This is a genomic window from Serratia sp. AKBS12 (assembly GCF_024793895.1).
Lineage (GTDB): Bacteria > Pseudomonadota > Gammaproteobacteria > Enterobacterales > Enterobacteriaceae > Serratia_F.
Genome location: NZ_JANUSB010000015.1, coordinates 1177233 through 1203769, shown reverse-complemented (window position 1 = coordinate 1203769; position 26537 = coordinate 1177233). Strand labels below are relative to the sequence as shown.

Below are 26537 nucleotides of genomic sequence, written 5' to 3'. Positions count from 1 at the left end.
CCGGATATACTGTTTATTTGTACAGTTAACTGGAGATTGACGATGAACATCACCCCTTGCCTGTCCCACGTATCGTTGGGAACCAACGCCTTCGACCAGGCCGCAGACTTTTACGATCGGGTGCTTGGCGCGCTAGGTTGCCGGCGCGTATTGGAACATCCTGGAGCCATCGGTTATGGTCGCGATTACCCGGAGTTCTGGTTGCAAACGCCGATCGATGGTAAACCGGCCGCCATCGGCAACGGCATTCATGTCGGTTTCTTCGCCACCAGCAAACAGCAGGTTGACGAGTTTTATCGGCAGGCACTGCAGGCCGGCGCACAAGATGACGGCGCACCGGGGTCTCGGCCACATTATGGCGCACAATATTACGGCTGTTTCGTGCGCGATCTGGACGGACACAAGATTGAAGCCAGCTTCTGGGATGAAGCTGCCGGCTGATTTGCCGAACGGCAGGCAAAAAAATGCCGGTGTTTAAACCGGCATGGTATGAATCAAATATGCTATGCAGTAATTCTAAAATAAGAAAGTAAGACAATTATGGAGCGCAACGCCCATCGCTTGACGTTGCATTCACCTGCGAGAGAGATCATGCCGCACTTTGCCCCGGCAAATGTTGATATCGCTCAATGTTGTCAGGGTTTACCTCGCTTTTTGCCAGACAAACCGTCCAGCTGGCCTGGTGCTACAGCCAACGGCTGCGCCTGAGCCACCAGGCCACGCCAAGCACCAGCGCCACCAGCATCAGGCAGAATGCCGCAAAGCCCAGCGGATCGCTGCCGCCCGGAATACCGCCAAGGTTGACGCCGAACAAACCGGTGAGGAAGGTTGTCGGCAGGAACACCATCGCCAGCAATGACATGGTATAGGTGCGCCGGTTCATGGCATCCGCCATAACGGTGGTGATTTCATCCGACAGGATCGCGGTACGTGCAATACTGCCATCCAAATCGTCAAGCCCACGGCCAAGACGGTCGGCGATATCCTGCATCCGCCGCCGGTCGTCGTCACTCATCCACGGCAAACGTTCGCTGGCCAGGCGTGAAAACACATCCCGCTGGGGCGCCATATAACGGCGCAGCACAATCAATTGCTTGCGGATCAACGCCAGTTGGCCGCGTTCGGGAATTTGCTGCTCGAGCAACGCGTCTTCCAGGTCGATAATCTTGTCGTGCAGATCTTCGATAAATTCACTGGTGTGATCGGTCAGGCCGTCGGAGATCTCCACCAGCCAGCTGCCGCTGTTGGTCGGCCCTACGCCGGACTGCAAATCATTTACCACTTCATCAATCGAATACACCTTGCGATGGCGCGTCGAAACAATCATTTTGTCGGTAATATATACCCGAAACGTCACCAACTGATCCGGTCGCGAATTGGCGTTGAAGTTGATACCGCGCAGGGTGATCATGGTGCCATCCCCCTGCCGCGTAACCCGCGGTCGCGTGCTGTCCCCCGACAGCGCTTCGCGTACGCTATCCGGCAACAGCGGCGTGGTGGCCAACCACTGCGCGCTGGCGGGATGCGCATAATCCAGATGCAGCCAACTCGGCGTGGCACAGGTGATATTATCGTCGGGTTCAATCGGCGTTACACCGCCTTTGCCATCCAGCTGAAAAGCATAGACCGCGTCAGTAACTTGCAGCGCATTGCCGGCAATGACATCCATTGCGTGTCCTCTCGTTGTCTGCTACTCGCGTTAACCTGCGCATTAACGCGTGGTCACTCAGTGTTTGATGATGTACATCGTCTGGCTGTAGGCCACGTCTTCCGGGTTGGTGATCGGGTAGCCCTTCACCCAGGGTTTGATCAGCCTACCGTTGGTGTATTGATATATCGGTGCAATCGGTGCCTGATCGGCAATAATCTGCTCTGCCTTGTTGTAATCGGCATTCAGCGCAGACGGTTGGCTCTGGTGGCTGGCCTGTTCCAGCACACGATCGTAATCGGCGTTGCGGAATTTGGCGATGTTGCCGCTATGGCTGGAGCCGAGCAACGACAGGAAGGTTGATGCTTCGTTGTAATCACCAACCCAGGATGCGCGCACCACATCGAAATTGCCGGTATTGCGGCTGTCGATATACGTTTTCCATTCCTGGTTTTGCAATTTCACCTCTACGCCAAGCTTCTTCTTCCACATCGAGGCCACTGCAATAGCAATCTTCTGATGGCTTTCCGAGGTGTTATACAGCAACCTCAACGTCAGCGGTTTACCCGGGCCATAGCCTGCCGCCTGCATCAACGCTTTAGCCTGCGCGTCCAGCTCATCCTGCGACTGTTGCTGCAACAGGCTTTGCAGTGGCTTAAACCCGGCGGTGACGTCCGGCGTGAAGTGATAGGCCGGTTTTTCACCGGTACCCAGTACTTTCTCGGCAATGATCTTGCGGTCAATGGCATAGGACAAGGCCTTGCGTACCCGCAGATCGTTGGTTGGCGCGCGTTGGGTATTAAAGGCGTAATAATAGGTGCCAAGCTGATCCGGCGTATACACCTGCTCCGGGATGTCCTTTAACAGTTTTTGGTACATGTTTTTCGGGAATGACTCGGTGATATCAATATCACCCGCCAGATAACGTTTGGTGGCGTTGGACTCCTGATTGATCGGCACAAAGGTGACTTTGCTCAATACGGTATGCGCATGATCCCAATAGTGCTGGTTCGGCACCAATACCAGTTTTTCATTGACTACCCGCTGCTGTAGCTTGAAGGCGCCATTGCCCACCAGATTGCCGACTCGAGTCCAGTCATTGCCATATTTTTCAACTACCGCTTTCGGCACCGGGAACAAGCTGAAGTTAGCCGTCAGGCTGACAAAATAAGGCACCGGCTTATTTAACTGCACCTTCAGCGTATATTTATCCACCGCCGTGACGCCCAACTGGTCAGCAGGCATTTTGCCGGCGATGATCGCCTCGGCGTTTTGAATAGCGGCCAGCTGCGCAAACCAGGCAAAAGGCGACAGGCTGGCAGGATCGACCAATCGTCGCCAGCTGTAAACGAAATCTTCAGCCGTGACAGGGTCACCGTTTGACCATTGCGCATCTTTACGCAGGGTGAAGATATAGGTTTGATTATCGCTGCTCTTCCAGCCGGTGGCGACACCGGGTATTACTTTGCCCTGGGCGTCCTGATTGACTAAACCTTCGAACAAGTCGCGCGCAACCTGCGCTTCCGGCAGACCAACCGCTTTGATGGGATCGAGCGAGGCCGGTTCATCTTTGATGTGGCGAACAATTTCCTGTTTTTCTGCCAACGCGGTGCCGGCCGGTACCTGTGCGGCTGCGGCGCTAAAGCTGGCGCTGACTGCCACGGCACACCACGCCAAACGAAAACCCTGTTGAATTATTTTTATCGCCATCATCAATCATCCCGAGTTAACCATCTGAATTATTTATCATATAGCACAAGATCCCGCAGACCTATAGCCAGTGAGCAACTAGATTTAAAAACTGGGCGACAAACGATAAAAAATACCCGCGACAGGCGCGGGCATCGGTATGGCGGGCAGAAAAATCAATCGTACAGATGCACGCTGGTAATCTGATAAGTGAACTCTTCATCCTCTTCTTCATCGAAAATGGTAAACACGCCTTTTTCCGCCAACGGGCGTTGATGAATATCGGTATTTTGCAATTGACGCGCGTCCACGTCGTCATAGCCATAATCAAGATAGAACGCGTTCTGTTGGTAATCCACGTGCAGGGTAAATGGATAGTTGGATTCATCACCACGACCGTCGTCATTCTTCACCACGCCAAACCACTCGCCCTGACGGATCTGATTTTCATCATCGACGCCGCATAGCAGGGTAATAGTGTCCTTGGTATTTTCACTGTAATGGGCAATTACTCGGGCAACTGGCATATAAAATCCTCTTTCTGGTTATCGGCTTAGCATGTCATCAGTATATCAAGCCACGATGCCGGCGCTACCAGTCAATGTTCAGCACGGTTTTGCCGCGCGCGCCGCCTGCCTTGTTGGCAGCCAACATTGCCGGCGCCTGACGAATGGACACAATACGTTCCAGCGGGATCTGCAATTCGCCGCGCGCCACTTTTTCTACCAACAACGCCAGTTCTTCGGCGTTAATCTGGGCGTTGAGATTGCCGCCGTGCAACCCACGCTGCCTGAGCCGTTCGGGCTGTGCCGCCCCCAGGGTACTGACCGCCGCGCCGCCGCGATTCACGCTGACCAATAACGCGCTGAAACCGTCAGCGTCGCTTGCCAGATCGATGATACCATCGACGCCCTGCGGATAATGCTGTTGCAACTGTTGCGCCAGCGGCGCCTGATGGTGATCGAGCACCACGTCGGCGCCCAGCGTATGCAGACTGGCGCTGGCATCCGCTGCGCCGGTAGCTATCACCGTCAGCCCCTGCAATTTGGCCAACTGCACGGCAAAGCGCCCTACGCCGCCGCTGGCACCAACGATAACCACCTGCGAACCTGCCGGTAATGCCAGTTTTTCAAGCGCTTTCAACGCCGCTCCGGCGGCCACCGGCAGTGCGGCAGCAGCGTTCAGGCTGACGGCATCCGGTACCATCGCCAACGCCGCATGCTGATCGATGGCCGCATATTGCGCATAACTGCCGGCGCCCACCACGCCGAACAAAAAGCTGCCGACAACGCGATCGCCGGGCCGGAAACGCGTGACGTCCGACGCGGTTGCTTCCACCTCACCGGCGCCGTCAACGCCCAGCACCAAGGGAAAAATGTGCGGCAGCTTGCCGTTGAGCAAGCCATCGGCCACCCGCCAGTCGAACGGATTCAACCCGGCCGCCGCCAGTTTCACCAGGATCTGGCCAGGTTTGACAACCGGTTTCTCCAGCGTGATTTCCTGTGGTTCAGCGCCGATTCTTGTCACGGCTATCGCTTTCATCAACGCTCCTCGGTCTCGGTGAGTGATAATACCGTCAGCAAAGTAACACTGTTTACATTATGGACAAGGATTTCCATCAAGGTGAAACATTGCGCTGGGAAAGATACACAAAAGCGTAATACACTGAATAAAATAACAATCGTCTTAACTTAATTGGCACTACGGGACACATCATGATTCAACAGCGACCACGCAGTGAACGTGGCCAATTGGCCGTTGCAGGGGAAAGTTACGGAAAATCGTTATTAGGCGCACCACTGCTGTATTTTCCGGCAGCGGTCAGTGGTCCGGAAACAGGGCTGGTGATCGCCGGAACGCATGGCGATGAGAATGCCGCGGTGGTTACGCTATCTTGCGCGCTGCGCAGCATTTCGCCGGCCAGGTTGCGGCATCACGTCATTTTGGCGGTCAATCCGGACGGTTGCCAGCTGGGTCTGCGTGCCAATGCCAACGGTGTCGATCTCAACCGCAACTTCCCGGCCGCCAACTGGCGTTCCGGGGATACGGTTTATCGCTGGAACAGCGCAGCATCTAGCCGCGATGTCAAACTTTCTACCGGCGGTCGCCCTGGTTCCGAGCCGGAAACCCAGGCGTTATGCCATTTGATTCACCGCTTGAAACCCCGCTGGGTGGTGTCTTTTCATGAACCATTGGCCTGTATCGAAGATCCTGACAGCTCGCATCTTGGCGTATGGCTGTCGCATAAATTCGCCCTGCCGTTGGTCAGCAGCGTTGGTTATGAAACCCCAGGCTCGTTCGGCAGTTGGTGCGCCGATCTGTCATTGCCCTGCATCACCGCTGAATTCCCGCCCATTTCGGCCGATGAAGCCAGCGAAAAATACCTGGACGCCATGATCGACCTGCTGGTTTATCCGGACTAACGGCGACCAACGGCGGCGTTAGTCACTTGCCAGACGAATAGCGCCGCAGGCAAAATCCAGCCCCGGTTCAACGTCCTGCGCCAGCCAGGTCGGCCCGTCCAGATCGACAAAACGCGCTCCCGGCACCAACGGTAACGCGGCGTTTATCGCCCGCGAAGTGCACAACATGCAGCCGAGCATGATAGCCAGCCCCCGTTGACGCGCCTGCGCCGCCAACGCCAGTGCCTCGGTCAGCCCGCCGGTTTTATCCAGCTTGATATTCACCATCTCGTACCGCCCAACCAGTGTCGGCAGATCGGCACGGGTATGGCAACTTTCATCAGCGCAGATCGGCAACGGGTGGATGAAGTTTTCCAACGCATGGTCATCGCTGGCCGCCAGCGGCTGCTCGAGCATCGCCACCTGCAGATCTGCCAGTAGTTGGCAACGCGCCGCCAGCCCTTCTGCCTGCCACGACTCGTTGGCATCGACGATAAGCGTCGCCTCCGGCACCGCGCCGCGAATGGCCACCAACCGCTCACTGATTAAATGGTCGTCCAGTTTGATTTTCAACAGCGTAGCGCCCTGCTGGTACAGCTCCAGGGCGGCAAAGGCCATCGCCTCCGGCGTCGCGATACTGACGGTTTGCGCCATGGTAATGTGCTGCGGCGCGCTGATACCGCTGCGCTGCCACAGGTTTTCGCCCTTCAGGCGGCATTCCAGATCCCACAAGGCCGAATCCACCGCGTTGCGCGCCGCGCCGGCCGGCATCAGCTGTTGCAACTGAGTGCGCGTTACACCACCTTCGATCGCCGATACCATCTCCGCCAACTGCGCCATCACGGAACCTTCACTTTCACCGTAGCGCGGATATGGCGTACATTCACCGATACCGCACATTCCCTGCTGTTCGATTTCCACCACCACCACGTCGGCCTGCGTGCGGCTGCCGCGCGCGATAACAAACGCGCTACGCAATGGCCAGGTTTGGGGATAAAAACGCATGCTTCTCATAATGGCTCCTGAAGGAAGAAACGCACCGTGTCACGCCGGTACGCAGATGTATTCTAATATATACAACTATTTAGCCAGTTTTATATATCCAAGTAGCCATTGTTGACTTAAACTGTCGACAGGGTGTGAACCTAATGTTAAATGTCAACCTGATGGCCACTCAATTAGGTTCATACCTTTGTATCAAACCCTTTAAAAGGAACCAAGTCATGACTCAGACAGTACATTTTCAAGGTAACCCGGTAGCCGTTGCCGGCCAATTGCCGCAGGCTGGCAATCACGCCAAGGCGTTTTCACTGGTTGCCAAAGATCTTTCAGACGTAACGCTGAGCAGCTTCGCTGGTAAACGCAAAGTGCTGAACATTTTCCCAAGCATCGACACCGGCGTCTGTGCCACCTCGGTGCGCAAGTTCAACCAGTTTGCCAGCGAAATGGACAATACCGTGGTGCTGTGCATTTCTGCCGATCTGCCGTTTGCCCAGTCACGCTTTTGCGGCGCGGAAGGCCTGAGCAACGTGGTGATGCTGTCGACCCTGCGCGGCGCTGAGTTCAAGCAGGTTTACGGCGTAGAAATCAGCGACGGCCCATTGGCCGGTCTGACCGCTCGCGCGGTAGTGGTGCTCGATGGTCAGGACAATGTCCTGTACAGTGAACTGGTAAACGAAATTACCACCGAGCCGAATTACGAAGCCGCACTGGCCACGCTGAAGTAACGCCAATAAAAAAGCCCGATGTAAGCATCGGGCTTTTTTTACTCTTCGCCGTCTTCCACCGGTTTGCGGCTGCTGAGGCCGTATTCCCGCAGTTTATTGGCGATGGCGGTATGTGATACCCCCAACCGCTTGGCCAATTTACGCGTGCTCGGATAGGTACGATAAAGACGCGTCAGCACCGAGCGTTCGAAACGCTTGCTGATATCGTCGAGCGAACCGTCGAGCACTTCGTCGCCCAATGTCATTTCCACTTCAAATTCCGGCAGAACGATATCCTGCGGCCGCAGCTCGAAGCCTTCGGTTTGCGTCAGCGCACGGTAAATGGCGTTCTTCAACTGGCGAACGTTGCCAGGCCAACCGTATTTGCTGAGGAAAGCACCCAGATCGCTCGCCAGTTTCGGCCGCGCCACGCCTTGCTCGTCGGCAAAGCGCGCTACAAACAGTTCGGTGAGTGGCATGATGTCTTGTGGACGTTCACGCAACGGTGGAATGGTAATGGTCAATACGTTCAGGCGGTAATACAGGTCTTCACGGAACTCGCCGCGCTGTACCAGTTCGATCAGGTTTTTCTGGGTAGCGCAGATCACGCGGACATCAACATGCACTTCGTGATCTTCGCCAACGCGTCGGAAGGTGCCATCATTAAGAAAGCGCAGCAGTTTGGTTTGCATGCGTGGCGACATTTCGCCGATTTCATCCAATAGCACCGACCCACCGTTCGCCTGCTCAAAAAAGCCTTTCTTGCTAGCGGTCGCCCCGGGATAGGCGCCCGCCGCATGGCCGAACAGTTCGCTTTCCGCTACGTCATCCGGCAGAGCGGCGCAGTTAAGCGCCAGAAATGGCTGCTTGCCGCGCGGGCTGCGTAAATGGCAGGCGCGCGCCAGAATGTCCTTACCGGTACCGGTGTCGCCGATAATCAGCAACGGTGCGTCGAGCATCGCCAGCTTGCGTGCCTGCTCCAGTACCTGTCGCATTTTCGGACTGACGGCGATGATATGATCAAACTCGGTATCATCATTGACCGACAGGTTTTGCAACTGCCGCCCCATGCGCGCGGTCGATTTCAGCATCACCACCGCACCCACGGTATCGTGCTGATGGTTTTCATCTTCGAGGTGGATTGGCGTAATGTCCATCAGAAAGTCCTGACTGCGGATCACGACCCGTTCTGAATGCGGTGCCGCGTGTTCATTTTCCAACCAGCGGGTAAAGTTATAGCCGCCAATCAGCTGACCGGCAGTCTGATTGCGAATCCTGTCTTCGTTCAGGCTGAACAGCGCCTGGGCGGCGGGGTTGGCCAGCTCGACCTTGCCCTTCATGTCGATGGAGAACACCGGTTCCGGCATCGACTCCAGCAGCGCGCGCAATGCGCGATGTTCGCGCTCGGACGGCATGAAATTGACGGTACGTACGTCGGTAACGCCGTCAATACGGCGGATTTCGGCCATTAACGCGCGAAAGGTATCGAAATCAAGCTGTGAAAAATTAAGATAAATGCGGCCGACAGGATCGATTTCGATGCCACGTAAATCAATGCTGCGCGATACCAAAAGATCGAGTAGTTCTCGAGTCAGACCGAGCCGGTCTTCGCAAAATACTTCCAAACGCATCAGTAGTGGCCTTATTTTTGCAGGTTTTACGTACGCGGGATGATTGGCGACCATGATACTCTCTCATCCCGGACGGAAGAAGCGATCTGTCAGCAAAAGTTGACAGGGCTCTGATTTATCGTTGTCATTGATGAGTTTAAACGCAACTGAATAACACCATCGGCGTCATTTTAGCTTACTCTTGGTGGATTATCATAGTCAGCAGGGATTTTTTGGATAATTATCAACAAAGCATAGCGGGAAATGCTTTCGTCAAGCGAGGCTTACGCCTTGGCGACGGTGACCGCATCGATAACGATGCGGCCGGCAGGATTATTTTTCTTTCTTGCTGTTGTTCTTCATGGTGTCCTTCAGTTGGTTGACCAACTGTCCACGGAAATCCCCGAGTTTTGGTTTATCGCCCTCCAGCCAGGGAAGCGGACGGCATAGCTCCATCGCCTTGATGCCGAGACGCGCGGTCAGCAAGCCAGCGCCAATGCCCTGCGCCGCTCGCGCTGAAAGCCGCGCCGCCAGGTCTTGCGACATCCAGTCCATGCCCACTTCACGTACCAGTTCCGACGCGCCGGCAAAGGCAATGTTCAACAATACCAGTCTGAACAGCCGCAAGCGGCTAAAGTAACCCAGTTCGATACCGTACAGCGCCGCAATGCGGTTGATCAGCCGTATATTGCGCCAGGCGATAAACGCCATGTCCACCAGCGCCAACGGACTGACGGCAATCATCAGCGTTGATTCCGCCGCCGAACGGCCGATTTCCCTGCGCGCCTGATTATCCAGTACCGGCTGCACCAGTTTGGCGTATAGCGCCACTACTTCGCGGTCGTTCTGCGTTTCATGCAGCGACGCCTGCCAGCGTTGCAACGCCGGATGCCCCTGATCCAGACCGGCCTGACGCGCCAGTTTCTCGCAAAATTCCCGCCCTTTGCCCAGGCCATGGCTGTGCAGCAGCTCGCGCGCGACGTCGCGTTCTTCCGCGCGCTGGCGCAAACGGTATAAGCGGCGCCACTCGGTCACGACCGAGCCAACGCCGGCGCAGACAATCAACCCACCCGCTATGCCACCGCCGAGGGCAATCCAGTCTTGCTGCAGCCAGGCGTTGTGCAGCCATTGCCCCCCCTGTGCCACCACGCTGACGCCGAACAACGCCAGTCCGGCGGTAACCATTTTGCGCCACAGGCTGCGCTTCGGTTTCAACGCCGCATTAATGATGCCTTCCGCCCGCCCTTCTTCTTCGCTCGCATCCAGCTCCTGCGCTACCGGCAGGAAGTTTTCCGCCTGGCGTTGATCAAAGGACATACCGGCACGCAGCACCGGCTCTTGCGGCGCTTGCAGCGGTTGTTCAAAATCGATACGCGGTTTTAACGGTTCGTTCATCGCAATTTATCTCCCAACAAAAACTCCATCACCGCGTCCAGACGAATATGCGGTAACGGGCTGTCCACGCTCATCGCCTGCGGACGAAACTCGTCAAAGTGGAACCCCTGATTATGCCAAAAGGCCGGGCCGGGCAAACGCGCCGGCACTTCGCCGGGGAACACCGTCAGTGGCGCACCGTCAACCAGGCGACTGCCCTTCAGCGCCGGAATGCGCTGTCCCTGATGATCCACGATGCCGCTTTCGGTCGCCTGCACCGAGGCCAGTCCGACGCAGTCCATGCTGATGCCTTCAAACGCGGCGTTCTGCCACGCTTCCTGCACCAGTTGCTGCAACAGCGACACCAGATTGGCGTGCTGATCGGCGGTGATATGGTCGGCTTTGGTAGCGGCGAACATCAGTTTATCGATGGTGGGGGAAAACAGACGACGGTACAGCGTGCGCTTGCCATAGTGGAAACTTTGCATCAGCTGCGTCAGCGCCAGCCGCATATCGTTGAAGGCCTGTGGCCCGCTGTTCAACGGTTGCAGACAGTCAACCAGCACGATCTGGCGATCGAAGCGGGAAAAATGCTCTTTATAAAAGTTTTTGACGATCGACTGGCAGTAATAGTTAAAGCGCGTGCGCAGCATGCCGATATTGGTGTGTTTGTCAGCCTGCGCCAGCCGAGATTCGCCGTTGGCGTCGACCTTCGGCCACGGGAAAAATTGCAACGCCGGCGCGCCAGCCATATCGCCCGGCAGCACAAAACGGCCCGGCTGAATGAAATGCAGCCCTTCGGTCTTGCAACGCAGCAGATAATCGGTGTAGGCCTGCGCAATCGCCGCCAATCGGTTTTCATCCGCCGGTGCCAAAGGATCGAGGGTGTCGCACAACGCCAGCCACGGCTTGGCCCACTCGGCGCGGTCGCCTTGCAACAGGCCGGTCATTTGCCGCGACCAGGCCAGATAATCCTGTTCCAGCATCGGCAGATCGAGTAACCATTCCCCCGGATAATCCACGATTTCCAGATACAGGGTCGAGGTCTCTTTAAAATGACGCAACAGCGAATCGTTGGAGCGGTAGCGTAATGCCAGGCGGATTTCACTGACGCCGCGCGTCGGCGTCGGCCAGCTCGGTGGCGTGCCATACAGCTGTGCCAGCCCTTCGTCATAGGTAAAGCGCTGAATGCCCAGATCGCGCTGGGGAATGCGCTTCACGCCCAGCAGCCGTTCTTCGCGCACCGGTGAAAACAGCGGCATGCGGGCACCGCTGTGCACATGAAGCAATTGGTTGACGAAAGCCGTGATGAACGCCGTTTTGCCGCTGCGGCTCAAGCCGGTCACCGCCAGGCGAAGATGACGATCGATACCGCGATTGACCAGCGAGGTTAACTCATTTTGCAAACGTTTCATTCTTCTCCTTGGCAGATACCTTTTACCTTGCAAAGCGCAGCATTACCGGTTGGCCAAGCGCCGCGGGCCAACGCTCGCCGCTAGCGGGTATAACGCCCGAACAGCTTGTTTAGCCCTTTGCGCAACAACGGCTCCAGTACCACTGCCAATAGCAGACGCAGCGGTTTACGGCTGACGGTCTTCAGCAGCCATGAGGTTGCCCCCGCCGGCCCATAACTCATTAACCCTATGATGATGACTTTAGACAATGTCTTCAACATTGCACCTGCTCCTCGCTTGAACGTGGCGGATTTTGGGCCATTAATAGCTGAAGTTTTGTTCATCGAGTGCCCTCCGGCAAGAAAGTAAGAGATAACAGGCGAGATGCCCGACCTGCGCTGCGCAGATCGGTACGGAAAGGTACGAGCAAGATGTTATAGCTTGCGAAAACGGCTTTGCACGCCGAAGGTATCGGAGGTGACGTAGCGCTCAACCTGACGCAGGCGTTGCTCACCGCTGCCCAGTTCGTATTCCAGCCGGTCAAGCAACTGGCGCGGCGTGCGTTGATGCTCGCCGTCGAAACGGCTGGCCGGCGCGTCTTCCAGCAAGAAGGCCAGCGTAAAGTAGGCGATGAGCGTCAGGAAGAACAGACCGAAAATCATCGACAGCACCACGATAACGCGGATCAGGCGCACCGGCACGTCGAAATAATGCGCCAGGCCGGCACAGACGCCCTTTACCATGCCTTCTTCCGGCACGCGATACAGTTTTTTACTGCCCAGCGTATTGTTCATCAAGACTGTCTCCAGTTCGGGTGTTCGGCATCGAGAATCTCTTCCAGCGCCTGGATGCGTTCGCGCATGCGTTTGGCATCGTCGGTCAACTGCGCCAGACGCTGCATTTCCTGATGGCTAAGCTGAATGCCACTTTGCTGCCGATTGCTGTAGTGCAACCAAAGCCAAATCGGTGCGACAAACAGCACAAAAATCGTCAACGGAATGGCAAGGAGTAGAGCACTCATTTTTTTTCCTTCTTATGTCGTCTTTGATCGGCGACCGCCATACCGGCGGCCGCTGGAGCATTACTCTGAACGATTCATTTTCGCTTTCAGCGCCGCCAGTTGCTCGCTGATGGCATCATCAGCCTTCAGTTCGGCGAACTCCTGATCAAGCGATTTCTTTTTGCCGATGCTGATGCTTTCGGCTTCTGCTTCCATGTGGTCGATACGGCGTTCGAACTGCTCAAAACGCGCCATCGCCTCATCCAGTTTACCGCTGTCCAATTGGCGACGCACTTCACGCGAGGAAGATGCCGCCTGATGACGCAAGGTCAGCGCCTGCTGACGTGCGCGTGTTTCGGTCAGTTTGTTTTCCAGTTCGCCGATTTCGCTTTTCATGCGCGCCAGCGTTTCTTCAACGGTGGCAACTTCCTGTGTCAAGGTGGCGATCAGATCGGCGACCTTCTGTTTTTCGATCAGTGCCGCACGGGCCAGATCTTCTTTGTCCTTGCGCAGCGCCAGTTCGGCTTTTTCCTGCCAGTCGTTAAGCTGGGTTTCGCCCTGCTCAATGCGACGCAGCAGCTGCTTTTTCTCCGCCAGCGCACGCGCAGAAGTGGAACGCACTTCTACCAGAGTGTCTTCCATTTCCTGAATCATCAGTCGCACCAGTTTTTGCGGATCTTCTGCCTTATCCAGCAGCGTATTGATGTTGGCGTTCACGATGTCGGCAAAACGAGAAAAAATGCCCATAATTTACTTCCTCTTGGTGTCGATGGCGTCTCAAGCGCCACGTTAGGGGTAACGGATTACGCAGAGATACAATCAAAACGCGTGCCAACTTTTATGTAATTGAAAATCAATAACTATTTATTTTTGACTCAGCACCAGCATCCTGTAAAGTGATTATACTCACTAACTATTGGCGAATTTCATCATGAGCGAGCAGATCGAAAACCTGTTGGGAGAAGCGAATGCGTTTATTGAAGTATTGGAGCAGGTTTCACAACTGGCAAAGTTGAATAAACCGGTATTGGTGATAGGGGAACGTGGCACCGGCAAGGAGCTGATCGCCCATCGTCTGCATTATCTTTCCAACCGCTGGCAAGGGCCGTTCATTTCGCTAAATTGCGCGGCGCTGAACGAAAACCTGCTGGATTCCGAATTGTTTGGTCATGAGGCTGGCGCCTTCACCGGCGCGCAAAAACGTCATCTCGGGCGTTTTGAACGCGCCGACGGCGGTACGCTGTTTCTGGACGAGTTGGCCACGGCGCCAATGCTGGTACAGGAAAAGCTGCTGCGAGTGATTGAATACGGCCATCTGGAGCGCGTCGGTGGAAGCCAGCCACTGCAGGTCGACGTACGGCTGGTGTGCGCCACCAACGACGATTTGCCAGCTTTGGCGGCGGCTGGCAAGTTCCGCGCCGATCTGCTCGATCGACTGGCGTTCGATGTGGTGCAACTGCCGCCGCTGCGCCAACGTCAGCAGGACATCATGCTGCTGGCTGAACATTTTGCCATTCAGATGTGCAGAGAGCTGTCGTTGGCGCTGTTCCCCGGCTTTACCGAACGCGCCCGTGACACGCTGATGAGTTACGCCTGGCCGGGCAACGTGCGCGAACTCAAAAACGTGGTAGAGCGTTCAGTATATCGACATGGCACCAGCAGCAGCGCGCTGGATGAGATCATCATCAATCCCTTTGCCCAGCACGTCGCCCCCTCGCCAACCACCCGCCCGCCACACGGCGACACGTTGCCCGACCTGCCACTGGATTTGAAGAACTGGCAGAATCAGCAGGAGAAAAAGCTGCTGGAATCTGCATTGCAGCAAGGGCGATTCAATCAACGCAAGGCAGCACAACTGTTGGGGCTGACCTATCATCAGCTGCGCGGTATGTTAAAAAAACACGCGCTACTGCAAAACGATCGGCTCGAAGAAGAGCATTTCGTCTCACCGACAGAGGGTGAATAGCGGCCTGAAATGCGGCATGTTGTGGTTGGCTGGGCAATGGTCAACAGACCTCGGCGATAGACAAAAAAAAAGCCAGCACCCGAGCTGGCTTAAGAAACACTGGAAGCAATGTGAGCAATGTCGTGCCTTCCACGTCGAGCCGCAAGGCGCGGCCTTCCGTGAACTGCCATGCGATGATAATGGTTCTCAGTATCATCTGTAAAGCGATTTGTTGAGAATTTTTCTCATTACCACACTAATATTGTGCAATTAGCGACCAGCCAGTGCAGATCAAAATTCATTGCGTAGTGCCTGGTAACCGCGCACCAGTGCGATATTGGTGGCCGCCACCTCTTCGGAAAATTGCAGCGCATCACGGTCCACCGCCGCATAGCGCGATAAATCACTGTCGATACCGACGCGCTCGGTTGAGGGGATATAACGGTTTTCCGGCAGCGTCACGCCGTCTACCACCGCGTTGTAACGCACCACGCAGCCGCTGCGCACATGGCAATTGAACAGCACGCTATTGAAACCGATAAACACCCGATCGTCTATGCGACAGGGACCATGCACAATGGCGCGGTGGGCGATCGAGCTGTAGCTGCCGATGGTGACCGCCGCCCCGCCCTTGGAATGAATCACCACCCCGTCCTGAATGTTGGAATGGGCACCAATGACGATCGGTTCCAGCTCACCGTCGGGATTGAGCTCATCGGCACGGATCACCGCGTACGGACCAACATAAACATAATCACCAATCATCACCCGCCCGCAGATAATGGCGGTCGGATCGATATAAGCCTTTGGCGATACCTGTGGCAAATGGCCGCTGGGGTTTTTACGCAACATCGTCATCCTCCTGCCAGCTCAGTTGCGCTACCGCGTTGTGGGCATGCAGACTCTCCTGATGTTCAACCATCACCTGGCAAGCACGATAACGGCAGGATGCGCGCAGCGCGCCATACAACCGCCGCACTGCATCTTCACAAAACATCAGGTTGTGGCCATTGGCCAGAGCGAAAGCCTGCTCGTCCAGCCGCTTGACCAGCGTTTGTACCGGCGTCCCCAACGCGTGTTCGATGCGCTCGATCAGCTCGACCACCGGTAAGATTGGCTCATCGCACGACAGCTCAACCGTTACCCAGGCCCAGCTGCGCTGGCTGTGCGGCGTGGCCGGCATTCCGTGCACACCCAACCATTCAGCCACCCTCTGGCGGTCAAGGCTGGTTGACTCCAGGTCAAAATCAACCAAAAACTGTTGTTGTGCGGCCTGACGGCTGAGCGCGGCAGAGCTGGGACAGGTTGATGAATACGGCACACCGACTTTCAGCGTCAGCCTTGGCGCCGTGGCCAGCTGCGCCTCAATACACAGCGGATAGCTTTTCCAGCCGCGTTGCGCGCTGACCAGCGCCGGGCGTGACAATAGCAGCTCGCCATTGATGGATAACCGCGCACGATCGCTATGCGCTGGCTGCGAGTGCAAAAATTCTCTCAGGGTGGTGGCGATACGCTGAGGCGTCAACTCCCCTTGGGTCAGGCCATCCAGCGCGGCGTAAAGGCGCGACATATGGATTCCGCGCGCGCCGTCCTGGCTACCGCGCAGATTGATACTGGCATCGATCTGCGCCGCCAGCGGTCGCCCGGCCAGCTCCAACGGCAATGCAATGCCCTGCATCCCGACCCAATCCAGGCCAATCAGCCCCTGCTCAGCGCGCCAGGCCTGTACATCCGGCAATGGCGGTAGGTTGGATGTATCTGTTTTTTCCATGCTTCCTCTGACTCATTAGTGTGGATTTAGCGAAAACGCAACAAGATTATGTTATGTTATAACATATCCATTGTTGCCGTTCAGGTCAACGCCACCCCTGCAAGCGAGCGAAGCGCTTAATCCATCGGCAAAAAATACGGTCATTGCATGCTAGGAATTGGGCAGATCGTCAGAGTACGGTACACTAACCTTATTGCTTATTAACCCATGAGCTTCTATGCGTGGTTTACCCCTTTGGATATTGACGTTGTGCCTTGGCGGCTCGGCCGTTGCGGCTGTCCCTCCGGTATCAACGACTGCCGCCGCAGCGCCTCTACCTGACGTTCGGCAACATGGTTTCGTCTATTGCGTCAGCGGCATACTGAACACCTTCAACCCGCAAATGGCCAGCAGTGGCCTGACGGTCGATACGCTGGCTGCCCAGCTGTACGATCGCTTACTGGACGTTGACCCATACACCTACCGTCTGATTCCCGAACTGGCGCAAAGATGGGAGGTGCTGGACAACGGCGCAACCTACCGTTTTCACCTGCGCAAGGATGTATCGTTCCAGACCACCGACTGGTTTACCCCGACGCGCCGTCTGAATGCCGACGACGTGGTATTCAGCTTCCAGCGGGTCTTTAACCAGCAGCACCCCTACCATGATGTCAACGGCGGCGAATACCCTTACTTTGACAGCCTGCAATTCGGCGACTCGGTGCAGAGCGTGAAAAAGCTCGATAGCTACACCGTCGAAATCCGTTTGCAAGCGCCGGACGCCTCCTTCCTGTGGCATCTGGCCACTCACTATGCTCCGGTGCTGTCGGCCGAATACGCCGATAAGCTGTCGCAGGACGGCAAGCAGGAAATGATCGACCGCGAGCCGGTCGGTACCGGGCCATTCCTGCTCAATGAATACCGCTCCGGGCAATACATCCGGCTGGCGCGCAATGACGCCTACTGGAAGGGCAAGCCGCGCATGGCGCAGGTGGTAATCGACATGAGCGCCGGCGGTACCGGGCGATTGTCGAAACTGCTGACCGGCGAATGCGACGTACTGGCCTATCCGGCGGCCAGCCAGTTGTCTATCCTGCGTGACGATCCGCGGTTGCGCCTGACGCTGCGTCCGGGCATGAACATCGCCTATCTGGCATTCAATACCCGCAAGCCGCCGTTCAACGATCTGAAGGTACGGCAGGCAATTTCACTGGCGATCAACAACCAGCGACTAATGCAGTCGATTTACTACGGTACTGCCGAAACCGCCGCGTCGATTTTGCCTCGTGCGTCATGGGCCTACGACAACGAAGCGCACATTACCGAATACAACCCGGCCAAATCGCGGCAAATGCTAAAGCAGGCAGGCATTGAAAACCTGAACCTCAAACTGTGGGTGCCAACCGCGTCGCAGTCTTACAACCCAAGCCCGCTGAAAACCGCTGAACTGATCCAGGCCGACTTGGCTCAGGTAGGGGTTAACGTCACCATCGTGCCGGTAGAGGGGCGTTTCCAGGAAGCCCGGCTGATGGAAATGAATCACGATCTTACCCTGACAGGCTGGGCCACCGACAGTAACGATCCGGACAGTTTCTTCCGGCCACTGCTGAGCTGCGCGGCAATCCGCTCGCAAACCAACTATGCTCACTGGTGTGATCCGGGCTTCGACGAGGTATTACAAAACGCCCTGCTTTCCCAGCAGTTGGCACAACGCATCGAAAACTATCAAAAGGCGCAAAAAATTCTGGAACAACAGTTGCCGGTGCTGCCGTTGGCATCATCACTCCGTCTACAGGCCTACCGTTACGATATCAAAGGGCTGGTATTGAGCCCGTTCGGTAACGCGTCCTTTGCCGGCGTGTACCGGGAAGCCGCGGAGGGAACGAAAAAGTGATTATTTTTACCCTACGTCGCTTTTTACTGCTGGTCATCACGCTGTTCCTGCTGACGCTGGTCAGCTTCAGCCTGAGCTATTTTACCCCGCGTGCGCCGCTCAACGGCGCCGGTCTGTGGGACGCCTATCAATTCTATTTCGTCAGTCTGCTGCACTGGGATTTTGGCGTGTCCAGCATTAACGGCCAGGCGATCAGCGAACAGCTCAGCGAAGTCTTCCCCGCCACCATGGAACTGTGCATTCTGGCGTTTACCCTGGCATTGCTGGTGGGTATTCCGCTGGGCATCATCGCCGGCGTGTTGCGTGGTAAATGGCAAGACACCGCCATCAGCACTTTTGCGCTGCTGGGCTTTTCCATGCCGGTGTTCTGGCTGGCGCTGTTGATGATGCTGTTCTTCTCGCTGCATCTGGGCTGGCTGCCGGTATCCGGCCGTTTCGATCTGCTGTATCAGGTGAAACACGTCACCGGCTTTGCGCTGATCGACGCCTGGCTATCTGATTCTCCCTACCGTGCCGAGATGATCGCCAGCGCCCTGCGCCATATGGTTTTGCCCATCGCAGCACTGGCGGTGGCGCCAACCACCGAAGTGGTACGCCTGATGCGTATCAGCACCGACGATGTCTTCAGCCAGAACTACATCAAGGCGGCGGCGACGCGCGGCCTGTCGCGCTTTACCATCATTCGTCGTCACGTGCTGCACAATGCGCTGCCGCCAATCATTCCCAAGCTCGGATTACAGTTTTCCACCATGTTGACGCTGGCGATGATCACCGAAATGGTGTTCAGCTGGCCCGGACTGGGTCGCTGGTTGATCAATGCCATCCGCCAGCAGGACTACGCGGCGATTTCTGCCGGGGTGATGCTGGTCGGTACGCTGGTCATTACCATCAACGTCCTGGCCGATATCCTCGGTGCGGCAACCAACCCACTGAAACATAAGGAATGGTATGCCCTTCGATAACGTATACCGTGAAAAGAAAATGCCCAGCCCGCTGCGTTACACCTGGCGGATTTTTTATGGTGATGCGCTGGCGATGATCGGCTTCTACGGCGTGATTGCGCTGATCCTGCTGTCGCTGTTCGGCAGCCTGCTGGCACCTTATGCACTTGATCAGCAATTCCTGGGCTACCAGCTGCTGCCGCCGTCATGGTCGCGCTACGGCAACGTATCGTTCTTCCTTGGTACCGACGATCTGGGCCGCGACATTCTCAGTCGCCTGCTGACCGGCACCGCCGCCACCTATGGCTCGGCGCTGCTGGTAACCCTTGCCGCTGCCGTTATCGGCGTGATCCTCGGCGTGTTCGCCGGGGTGACGCGCGGCCTGCGCTCGGCGGTGCTGAACCATATTCTCGACACCCTGCTGTCAATCCCGTCGCTGTTGCTGGCTATCGTGGTGGTGGCATTTATCGGGCCCAAGCTCGAGCACGCCATGCTGGCAGTGTGGCTGGCGCTGTTGCCACGTATGGTGCGCACTATTTACAGCGCGGTACACGACGAGCTGGAAAAAGAATACGTTGTGGCAGCGCGCCTTGACGGCGCCACCACGCTGCAGATTTTGTGGTTTGCGGTGATGCCGAATATCGCCGCGGTGCTGGTGACCGAATTTACCCGTGCGCTGTCAATGGCGATCCTGGATATCGCCGCGCTTGGTTTCCTCGATCTTGGCGCGCAGTTACCCTCGCCCGAATGGGGTGCAATGCTCGGCGATTCGTTGGAACTGGTGTATGTCGCGCCCTGGACGGTGATGTTGCCGGGGGCGGCGATCATGCTGAGCGTGTTGCTGACCAATCTATTGGGCGACGGCATGCGCCGCGCAATCAATGCGGGAGTGGAATAATGCCGTTACTCGATATCCGCAATCTGACGATTGAATTTATGACCGCCGACGGGCCGGTCAAGGCGGTGGATCGCGTAAGCATGACGCTGAGCGAAGGTGAAATCCGTGGCTTGGTCGGTGAGTCAGGCTCAGGTAAAAGCCTGATCGCCAAAGCGATTTGCGGCGTAACCAAAGACAACTGGCGCGTCACCGCCGATCGTTTCCGCTTTGACGATATCGACCTGTTGCAATTAACGCCACGTGAGCGACGCCGCCTGGTCGGCCATAACGTATCGATTATTTTTCAGGAACCGCAGTCCTGTCTGGATCCGTCCGAAAGCATCGGACGTCAGCTGGCGCAGGCGATCCCCGGCTGGACCTTCAAGGGGCGTTGGTGGCAACGCGTCAACTGGCGCAAGCGCCGCGCCATCGAACTGCTGCACCGCGTCGGCATCAAGGATCACGATGACATTATGGGCAGTTTCCCCTACGAGTTGACCGAAGGTGAATGCCAGAAGGTGATGATTGCCATCGCGCTGGCCAACCAGCCGCGGTTATTGATTGCCGACGAACCGACCAACGCCATGGAGCCCACCACCCAGGCGCAGATTTTCCGTCTGCTGTCGCGGCTAAATCAAAACAACAACACGACCATTTTGCTGATCAGCCATGACTTGCAGATGATGAGCAAGTGGGCCGATCGGGTAAATGTACTGTACTGCGGTCAAACGGTGGAAAGTGCGCAATGCGAAGATTTGCTGGCGACGCCGCACCACCCTTATACTCAGGCGCTGATCCGCGCGATGCCTGACTTTGGTCGTTCACTGCCGCACAAAAGCCGGTTGAACACGCTGCCGGGGGCAATTCCCTCGCTGGAGCACCTGCCGATCGGTTGCCGTTTGGGGCCGCGCTGCCCTTACGCGCAAAAGAAATGCATCGAAACTCCACGCCTGCGTCCGGTGAAAAACCATCTTTTTGCCTGCCATTTCCCGCTGAACATGGAGGAGCAATAGCATGGAAACCTTGTTGGAAGTGCGTAACCTGAGCAAGACCTATCGCTATCGCACCGGGCTGTTCCGTCGTCAGCACGTCGAGGCGGTTAAATCGGTCAGCTTTACCCTCCGTGAGGGCCAGACGTTGGCCATCATCGGCGAAAACGGCTCCGGCAAGTCAACGCTGGCGAAAATGCTGTCTGGCATGGTGGAGCCGAGCGCCGGAGAATTGCTGATCGACGATCATCCGCTGGCCTTTGGCGATTACCGCTATCGCAGCCAGCGCATACGCATGATTTTCCAGGATCCCAGCACCTCGCTCAATCCGCGCCAGCGCATCGGCCAGTTGCTCGACGCCCCGCTGCGCCTGAATACCGATCTGGAAGCATCGGAGCGTGAACAACGCATTAACCAGACGCTGCGCCAAGTGGGCATGCTGCCGGATCACGCCTATTATTATCCACATATGCTGGCCTCTGGCCAAAAACAGCGGGTCGCGCTGGCACGCGCGCTGATCCTGCAACCGAAAGTGATCGTCGCCGACGAAGCGCTGGCGTCACTGGATATGTCGATGCGTTCGCAAATCATCAATCTGATGCTCGAATTGCAGGAAAAACACGGCATCGCCTACATCTATGTAACCCAGCATCTGGGCATGATGAAACACATCAGCGATCAGGTGATGGTAATGCACGAAGGTGAAATCGTTGAGCGCGGCAGTACTGCCGAAGTGCTGGCCGCCCCGCTGCACGATCTCACCCGCCGCCTGATTGCCAGCCATTTCGGCGAAGCGCTGACCGCCGATGCCTGGCGGCGTGACGGCGGTAAGTTCTAGCCGCACGGCGCTGTCTGTCTCAACCACCAGGAGGATCATTGCTATGGGGTTTCTCAACGGCAAACGCATACTGATTACCGGCGTGGCCAGCAAACTGTCGATCGCCTATGGCATTGCGCAGGCGATGCAGCGTGAAGGCGCGCAACTGGCCTTTACCTATCAGAATGACAAACTGAAGCCGCGCGTGCTGGAGTTCGCCGCCGCATTGGGCTCGACGCTGGTGCTGGAGTGCGATGTCGGGCAGGATGCCAGCATTGACGCACTGTTCGCCACGCTGGCGGCCGATTGGCCGTCCTTTGACGGATTGGTGCATTCCATCGGTTTTGCCCCCGCCGAACAGCTGGACGGCGACTACCTCAACGCCGTCAACCGTGAGGGCTTCCGCATTGCCCACGATATCAGCAGCTACAGTTTTGTCGCGCTGGCCAAAGCCTGCCGCGGCATGCTCAACCCCGGCTCGGCGCTGCTGACGCTGTCTTACCTCGGCGCCGAGCGCGCCATCCCCAACTATAACGTCATGGGTCTGGCCAAGGCTTCGCTGGAAGCCAACGTGCGTTATATGGCCAACGCCATGGGGCCGGACGGCATACGGGTCAATGGTATCTCCGCCGGGCCAATCCGTACGCTGGCGGCATCCGGCATCAAGGATTTCCGCAAGATGCTGGCGCATTGCGAAGCGGTTACGCCGATCCGCCGCACCGTCACCATCGAAGACGTCGGCAACACGGCCGCCTTTTTATGCTCGGATCTGGCCGCCGGCATCTGTGGTGAAATTGTTCATGTCGACGGCGGCTTCAGTATTGCGGCGATGAATGAACTCGAATTGAAATGATCGTTGTCACGCGCTGCGGGCCGATGCCATTGCCCGCCGGCGCTGCGTTAGTCAATAATCGCAAATACTAATTACATTTTTGCGCAGTAAAATTATATTTTATTCTTTTCAGTTATGGATTAGCACGTAACATTATTTTATCTCGCTAATCGAATCGGTGAGGATATCCCCTACGTTGAGCAGATCAAACGACAGGATATCGCACTGATGAGCAACCCCAGCCCAATGGAAGCGCTACGCCGCTCTCACCACAACCAGTGGTATCATGAAACCCAGAGCAGCGTACGCGGCGACTCGCCGTTGCAACCGCAAGCGGCCGGTGTGCGCGATCGTTTTTTACTCGGCCTTGGTGAATTTGCCGACGCCGCCCTCAATAACGCCCTGATTGCCCGCGCGCCGGTATTCAGCGCCTCGCTGGACAGCTGTCGGGTGTTGTTTCCGGAGCAGGTGGCGCTGTCACGCTACGTGACGCTGTCACCTTACGATCGCCTGTGTACCGCCTTGACCGTGGCACAGGTGACCGGCGTTCAGGCACTGTGTAGCCACTACGCTGCCCGCCTTGCTCCGCTCGACAGCCCCGACGCCTCCCGAGAAAGCAATATTCGTTTAGCACAGATTACCCAGTACGCCCGCCAGCTCGCCACCCATCCCACGCTGATCTGCCGTAAAGCCCTGCAGCAACTGTCTGAGGTTGGCCTCAGCATCGGCGATATAGTCTCATTCACGCAGATTATTGGTTTTGTCAGCTATCAGGCGCGGGTCGTGGCCGGCGTGGCGGCACTGGCCGGCAGACCGACGGCGTTGGTACCCGGCTTTCCAAGCATCGACGATGCCTCGGGTGCGGAGTTCAGCCTCGAGCCGTTGAGCTGGCAGCCCCGCTTGCCGCTGGTCGATTTAACCACGGCCGGCGCCGAACAACTGGACGTCCTGGACCAAAGCCACCCGAATGCACGTGACGAGCCCTATTACCGCTTGCTGGCACACGACGCCGCCGCGCTGCGCGAACGCAATGGCGTGTTCAATACCATCAGCCAGACGGGATATGGTCTGTCACCGCGCTTGAAGGCACTCAGCGCGCTGGTCACCTCGCGCATCAATGGCAGCAGCTATTGCGCCGCCGAGCAGGCGGCTGCTGTGGCGCAACCGCAGCTGGTGCTGGCGTTGTTTGACGATATCGCTCAAACGCAGCAACGGCTGGACGATCGGTTGAGTGTGGCACTGATACAGGTCAGCGCCGATCTGACGCGCTCACCGGAAAAATTTACTCCGCAGAACGTGCAGCCGTTGTTCAACCTTGGTTTGAGTCAGGCGCAGGCGCTGGAGGCGATCCTGACCAGCGCGCTGTATGCCTGGGAAAACCGCCTGCGCTACAGCCTCGGCGACACGCTGACTGCACAACGGTGTCCGGCTGCCGCGCCATTAGCCTAACAGCCAGCCCTGTGCCGCGTCGAAGAAGTGCTGCGCCAGCGGCGTGGCACGCCCCGGCTCGGCAATCACTACCGCCGCGTGACGCGACATTGGCGTAATGTCGATGGGTCGACGCAGCAGCTGCGGCGTCATTTCCGGCAGCAGATTGCCATGCGGGAACAACCCGCACCCCAGGCCGACAAAAATGCACTGCAGTAGCTGAAAGATTGAGGTAGTTTCCACCCGCGCTTGCAACGACAGCCCCGCCTCACGAAAATTCTGATCGAGATAGCGGCGGAAATAGCGGGTCGGTTCTGCCAGACACAGCGGCAACGCAGCCACTTCTGCCAGCGTCAGCGGCGCGTCGCCAACCAGCTGCGGAAAATACTGCGGATGGAACACCAGTTCTACCCCGCTATCGGCCAACGGCTGCGATTGAAAATGCAGCTCTTTTAGCGTCGGTAACTCAAAGAAACCGATGCCCACATCCACCGTATGAGCGGTGAGCGCTTCCAGCAGTTGATCGGCGCTGAGCACCGCCACCCGGTAATCCAGCTGCGGGTATTTTTCACTCACCGCCTTGAGCATTTGCGCCAGGGTAATGCTGCATTGCGGCACCACGCCAATGCGCAAGGTGCCGTTCAGGCCATGCTTGAGGGCTTCCACCTCCAGCTTCAGCCCCTGATAGACCGAGACAATCTCCCGCGCCCAGGCCAGCACCCGTTCGCCTTCGGCGGTAAATCCCTCAAAATTGTTGCCGCGATTGATCAACGCCACGCCCAGCTCTTTCTCAAGATTTTTCAAGCGCATCGACAGCGTCGGCTGGCTGACGAAGCTGGCCTCCGCTGCCCGGCCGAAATGCCTTTCGCGCTCAAGATTACACAGGTAGATCAGCTGCTTAATATCCATGTATTGGCTCAAATAATGATTACTACGCGGAGTATATCATCACCAACGCATCGGATGACGCTATCAGACCTTCAGCCGCAGATAATCCCTCAGGCGTGAAAATACGCTGCCAGACGCCACCGGCTGCAAGGTGACCAGCGGCAGCGTTGCCAACAGTTTGCCGTTATCGCTGAGACGTACTTCCCCAATGGTTTGCCCCTGAGGCAACGGCGCCTCAAGACGTGGGACATTAAGCACGTATTGCGCCTTCAACTTGCTGGCTTCGCCTTTTGGCACCGTCAGGTAGCGATCCTGCGCTACGCCAACCGAGATCCGCGACCGATCGCCGTACCATACCGCCTCATTGCCCAATGGCTGACCGGCCTTGAATACCTGCACGCTGTCAAAGTCGCGCAGCCCCCAGCTCAATAGTTTACGCGCCTGTTCTTCGCGCCCTTTGGGGCTTTCCCCCCCCATCACTACCGCGATCAACCGACGATCGCCCTCGGTGGCGGAGGCGATGATATTGAAACCGGCCGATTCGGTATGACCCGTCTTCAGTCCGTCGACGTGCAGCGCTTTGTCCCACAGTAACCCGTTGCGGTTCTGCTGGGTAATGCCGTTCCAGGTTAGCGATCTTTCGCTGTACATATGGTATTCCGCCGGTTCGCTCATGATGATGGCGCGTGAAATCACCGCCAGATCGCTGGCCGAGGTGTATTGCCCCGGAGCATCGAGGCCATGAACGGTTTCGAAATGGGTATTTTTCAATCCCAGCTGCGCCGCTTTGTTGTTCATCAGGTCGACAAATGCCGTCTGGCTGCCGGCGACGTAATCAGCCATCGCCACGCAGGCATCGTTGCCGGAATCAATGATTATACCGCGGCTCAGGTCACGTACAGTGACCCTGTCACCGGGTTTCAAAAACATCAGCGACGATCCTTTGAATACCGGGTTGCCCGCTGCCCAGGCGTCCTTGCCCACCGTCACTACGTCATCCAGGCTGATTTTGTGCCGATCCAGCGCATGGTCAATCACCAACCCGGTCATCAATTTGGTCAGGCTGGCCGGGTTACGCCGCGCGTCGGCATTGTTTTGCGCCATAATCTGGCCACTGGCGTAATCCATTAATACATAAGATGCCGCATCAATTGGCGGCGGTGTTAGCGAGGGAATATCGCCCGCCGTGTCTGCCGCCTGCGCCGCCAACGGCAGCAACGTCCCGATTACCACAGCCGATACTGAACGTTTCACTCACTCTTCCTCAGATAATGCAATATAAATCCGTGACATAGACTGCACTAAAGCGTCGCCGGGCGGTATCGTTAGACTTTTGCAGCGAATAACATAATG

At 56.8% G+C, this 26537-nt stretch carries 27 protein-coding genes; 11 read left to right on the top strand and 16 right to left on the bottom strand.

Going from position 1 to position 26537, the window contains the following annotated elements:
• Nucleotides 1–42 precede the first annotated feature (42 nt).
• Entirely contained in the window at nucleotides 43–441 is a 399-nt protein-coding gene (locus NYE85_RS15580; RefSeq protein WP_259005641.1) for a VOC family protein, read from the top strand.
• Nucleotides 442–685: 244 nt separating this feature from the next.
• Here NYE85_RS15580 and zntB read toward each other — a convergent pair whose 3' ends face one another.
• The 4 genes from zntB to NYE85_RS15560 all read right to left on the bottom strand — a co-directional run bounded on the left by zntB (nucleotide 686) and on the right by NYE85_RS15560 (nucleotide 4879).
• Nucleotides 686–1669: a zinc transporter ZntB gene (gene zntB, locus NYE85_RS15575; RefSeq protein WP_259005640.1), complete on the bottom strand. Its 984-nt coding sequence runs from the start codon at nucleotides 1667–1669 to the stop codon at nucleotides 686–688.
• 57 nt (nucleotides 1670–1726) lie between these two features.
• Nucleotides 1727–3358, bottom strand: coding sequence for an ABC transporter substrate-binding protein (locus NYE85_RS15570; RefSeq protein WP_259005639.1), 1632 nt, complete (start codon nucleotides 3356–3358; stop codon nucleotides 1727–1729).
• Between the two features lie 155 nt (nucleotides 3359–3513).
• On the bottom strand, nucleotides 3514–3864 hold the full coding sequence (locus NYE85_RS15565; protein WP_259005638.1) for a hypothetical protein: 351 nt from the start codon (nucleotides 3862–3864) through the stop codon (nucleotides 3514–3516).
• Between the two features lie 64 nt (nucleotides 3865–3928).
• Nucleotides 3929–4879 carry an NADP-dependent oxidoreductase gene (locus tag NYE85_RS15560; protein ID WP_259005637.1) on the bottom strand — a complete coding sequence of 317 codons (951 nt, stop codon included), beginning with the start codon at nucleotides 4877–4879 and terminating at the stop codon, nucleotides 3929–3931.
• Nucleotides 4880–5052: 173 nt separating this feature from the next.
• Between NYE85_RS15560 and mpaA the strand changes: the two genes are divergently transcribed.
• Nucleotides 5053–5760, top strand: a complete 708-nt coding sequence (gene mpaA, locus NYE85_RS15555; protein ID WP_259005636.1) for a murein tripeptide amidase MpaA — start codon at nucleotides 5053–5055, stop codon at nucleotides 5758–5760.
• Nucleotides 5761–5778: 18 nt separating this feature from the next.
• Here mpaA and ycjG read toward each other — a convergent pair whose 3' ends face one another.
• Entirely contained in the window at nucleotides 5779–6753 is a 975-nt protein-coding gene (gene ycjG, locus NYE85_RS15550; protein ID WP_259005635.1) for an L-Ala-D/L-Glu epimerase, read from the bottom strand.
• Between the two features lie 209 nt (nucleotides 6754–6962).
• Here ycjG and tpx point away from each other — a divergent pair, with 209 nt between their 5' ends.
• On the top strand, nucleotides 6963–7466 hold the full coding sequence (tpx, locus tag NYE85_RS15545) for a thiol peroxidase (RefSeq protein ID WP_259005634.1): 504 nt from the start codon (nucleotides 6963–6965) through the stop codon (nucleotides 7464–7466).
• Between the two features lie 38 nt (nucleotides 7467–7504).
• On the opposite strand, the gene tyrR is transcribed toward tpx, so the two are convergent.
• From tyrR to pspA, 7 genes are all read right to left on the bottom strand, one after another.
• Nucleotides 7505–9076 (bottom strand): transcriptional regulator TyrR, encoded by a 1572-nt coding sequence (gene tyrR, locus NYE85_RS15540; protein ID WP_259005633.1) that lies wholly within the window; start codon nucleotides 9074–9076, stop codon nucleotides 7505–7507.
• Between the two features lie 312 nt (nucleotides 9077–9388).
• A complete protein-coding gene (locus tag NYE85_RS15535) occupies nucleotides 9389–10450 on the bottom strand; it encodes a YcjF family protein (protein ID WP_259005632.1) in 1062 nt (353 codons plus the stop codon).
• Complete coding sequence (locus tag NYE85_RS15530; protein WP_259005631.1) at nucleotides 10447–11844, bottom strand: YcjX family protein; 1398 nt, start codon at nucleotides 11842–11844, stop codon at nucleotides 10447–10449. Before NYE85_RS15530 ends, NYE85_RS15535 begins: the two co-directional genes overlap by 4 nt.
• An 80-nt stretch (nucleotides 11845–11924) precedes the next feature.
• Nucleotides 11925–12167: a phage shock protein PspD gene (gene pspD / locus NYE85_RS15525; protein ID WP_259005630.1), complete on the bottom strand. Its 243-nt coding sequence runs from the start codon at nucleotides 12165–12167 to the stop codon at nucleotides 11925–11927.
• A 90-nt stretch (nucleotides 12168–12257) separates the two neighbouring features.
• On the bottom strand, nucleotides 12258–12617 hold the full coding sequence (gene pspC, locus NYE85_RS15520; protein WP_004962613.1) for an envelope stress response membrane protein PspC: 360 nt from the start codon (nucleotides 12615–12617) through the stop codon (nucleotides 12258–12260).
• On the bottom strand, nucleotides 12617–12844 hold the full coding sequence (gene pspB / locus NYE85_RS15515) for an envelope stress response membrane protein PspB (protein ID WP_039992081.1): 228 nt from the start codon (nucleotides 12842–12844) through the stop codon (nucleotides 12617–12619). Before pspB ends, pspC begins: the two co-directional genes overlap by 1 nt.
• Nucleotides 12845–12904: 60 nt before the next feature.
• Nucleotides 12905–13570 carry a phage shock protein PspA gene (gene pspA, locus NYE85_RS15510; protein ID WP_259005629.1) on the bottom strand — a complete coding sequence of 222 codons (666 nt, stop codon included), beginning with the start codon at nucleotides 13568–13570 and terminating at the stop codon, nucleotides 12905–12907.
• A 184-nt stretch (nucleotides 13571–13754) separates the two neighbouring features.
• Between pspA and pspF the strand changes: the two genes are divergently transcribed.
• A complete protein-coding gene (gene pspF, locus NYE85_RS15505) occupies nucleotides 13755–14789 on the top strand; it encodes a phage shock protein operon transcriptional activator (protein WP_259005628.1) in 1035 nt (344 codons plus the stop codon).
• Nucleotides 14790–15059: 270 nt separating this feature from the next.
• On the opposite strand, the gene NYE85_RS15500 is transcribed toward pspF, so the two are convergent.
• Nucleotides 15060–15620, bottom strand: coding sequence for a carbonate dehydratase (locus NYE85_RS15500; protein WP_259005627.1), 561 nt, complete (start codon nucleotides 15618–15620; stop codon nucleotides 15060–15062).
• The gene (gene folE2 / locus NYE85_RS15495) at nucleotides 15610–16539 is read right to left on the bottom strand and encodes a GTP cyclohydrolase FolE2 (RefSeq protein ID WP_259005626.1); all 930 of its coding nucleotides are present in this window, start codon (nucleotides 16537–16539) and stop codon (nucleotides 15610–15612) included. The genes NYE85_RS15500 and folE2 overlap by 11 nt, the downstream gene beginning before the upstream one ends.
• A 217-nt stretch (nucleotides 16540–16756) precedes the next feature.
• Between folE2 and sapA the strand changes: the two genes are divergently transcribed.
• From sapA to NYE85_RS15460, 7 genes are all read left to right on the top strand, one after another.
• Nucleotides 16757–18412, top strand: coding sequence for an ABC transporter substrate-binding protein SapA (gene sapA, locus NYE85_RS15490; protein ID WP_259005625.1), 1656 nt, complete (start codon nucleotides 16757–16759; stop codon nucleotides 18410–18412).
• Nucleotides 18409–19374, top strand: coding sequence for a putrescine export ABC transporter permease SapB (gene sapB / locus NYE85_RS15485; protein ID WP_259005624.1), 966 nt, complete (start codon nucleotides 18409–18411; stop codon nucleotides 19372–19374). Before sapA ends, sapB begins: the two co-directional genes overlap by 4 nt.
• Nucleotides 19361–20251, top strand: coding sequence for a putrescine export ABC transporter permease SapC (gene sapC, locus NYE85_RS15480; RefSeq protein WP_259005623.1), 891 nt, complete (start codon nucleotides 19361–19363; stop codon nucleotides 20249–20251). Before sapB ends, sapC begins: the two co-directional genes overlap by 14 nt.
• Nucleotides 20251–21243, top strand: coding sequence for a putrescine export ABC transporter ATP-binding protein SapD (gene sapD / locus NYE85_RS15475; protein ID WP_004962587.1), 993 nt, complete (start codon nucleotides 20251–20253; stop codon nucleotides 21241–21243). The genes sapC and sapD overlap by 1 nt, the downstream gene beginning before the upstream one ends.
• A gap of 1 nt (nucleotide 21244) precedes the next feature.
• Complete coding sequence (sapF, locus tag NYE85_RS15470; RefSeq protein ID WP_004962583.1) at nucleotides 21245–22057, top strand: putrescine export ABC transporter ATP-binding protein SapF; 813 nt, start codon at nucleotides 21245–21247, stop codon at nucleotides 22055–22057.
• A gap of 43 nt (nucleotides 22058–22100) precedes the next feature.
• Nucleotides 22101–22889 (top strand): enoyl-ACP reductase FabI, encoded by a 789-nt coding sequence (gene fabI, locus NYE85_RS15465; RefSeq protein WP_259005622.1) that lies wholly within the window; start codon nucleotides 22101–22103, stop codon nucleotides 22887–22889.
• A 225-nt stretch (nucleotides 22890–23114) separates the two neighbouring features.
• Nucleotides 23115–24317 carry a peroxidase-related enzyme gene (locus tag NYE85_RS15460; protein WP_259006343.1) on the top strand — a complete coding sequence of 401 codons (1203 nt, stop codon included), beginning with the start codon at nucleotides 23115–23117 and terminating at the stop codon, nucleotides 24315–24317.
• On the opposite strand, the gene NYE85_RS15455 is transcribed toward NYE85_RS15460, so the two are convergent.
• A complete protein-coding gene (locus NYE85_RS15455) occupies nucleotides 24309–25205 on the bottom strand; it encodes a LysR family transcriptional regulator (protein ID WP_259005621.1) in 897 nt (298 codons plus the stop codon). The genes NYE85_RS15460 and NYE85_RS15455 overlap by 9 nt on opposite strands.
• 63 nt (nucleotides 25206–25268) lie before the next feature.
• Nucleotides 25269–26438, bottom strand: a complete 1170-nt coding sequence (dacD, locus tag NYE85_RS15450; protein ID WP_259005620.1) for a serine-type D-Ala-D-Ala carboxypeptidase DacD — start codon at nucleotides 26436–26438, stop codon at nucleotides 25269–25271.
• Between the last annotated feature and the right edge of the window lie 99 nt (nucleotides 26439–26537).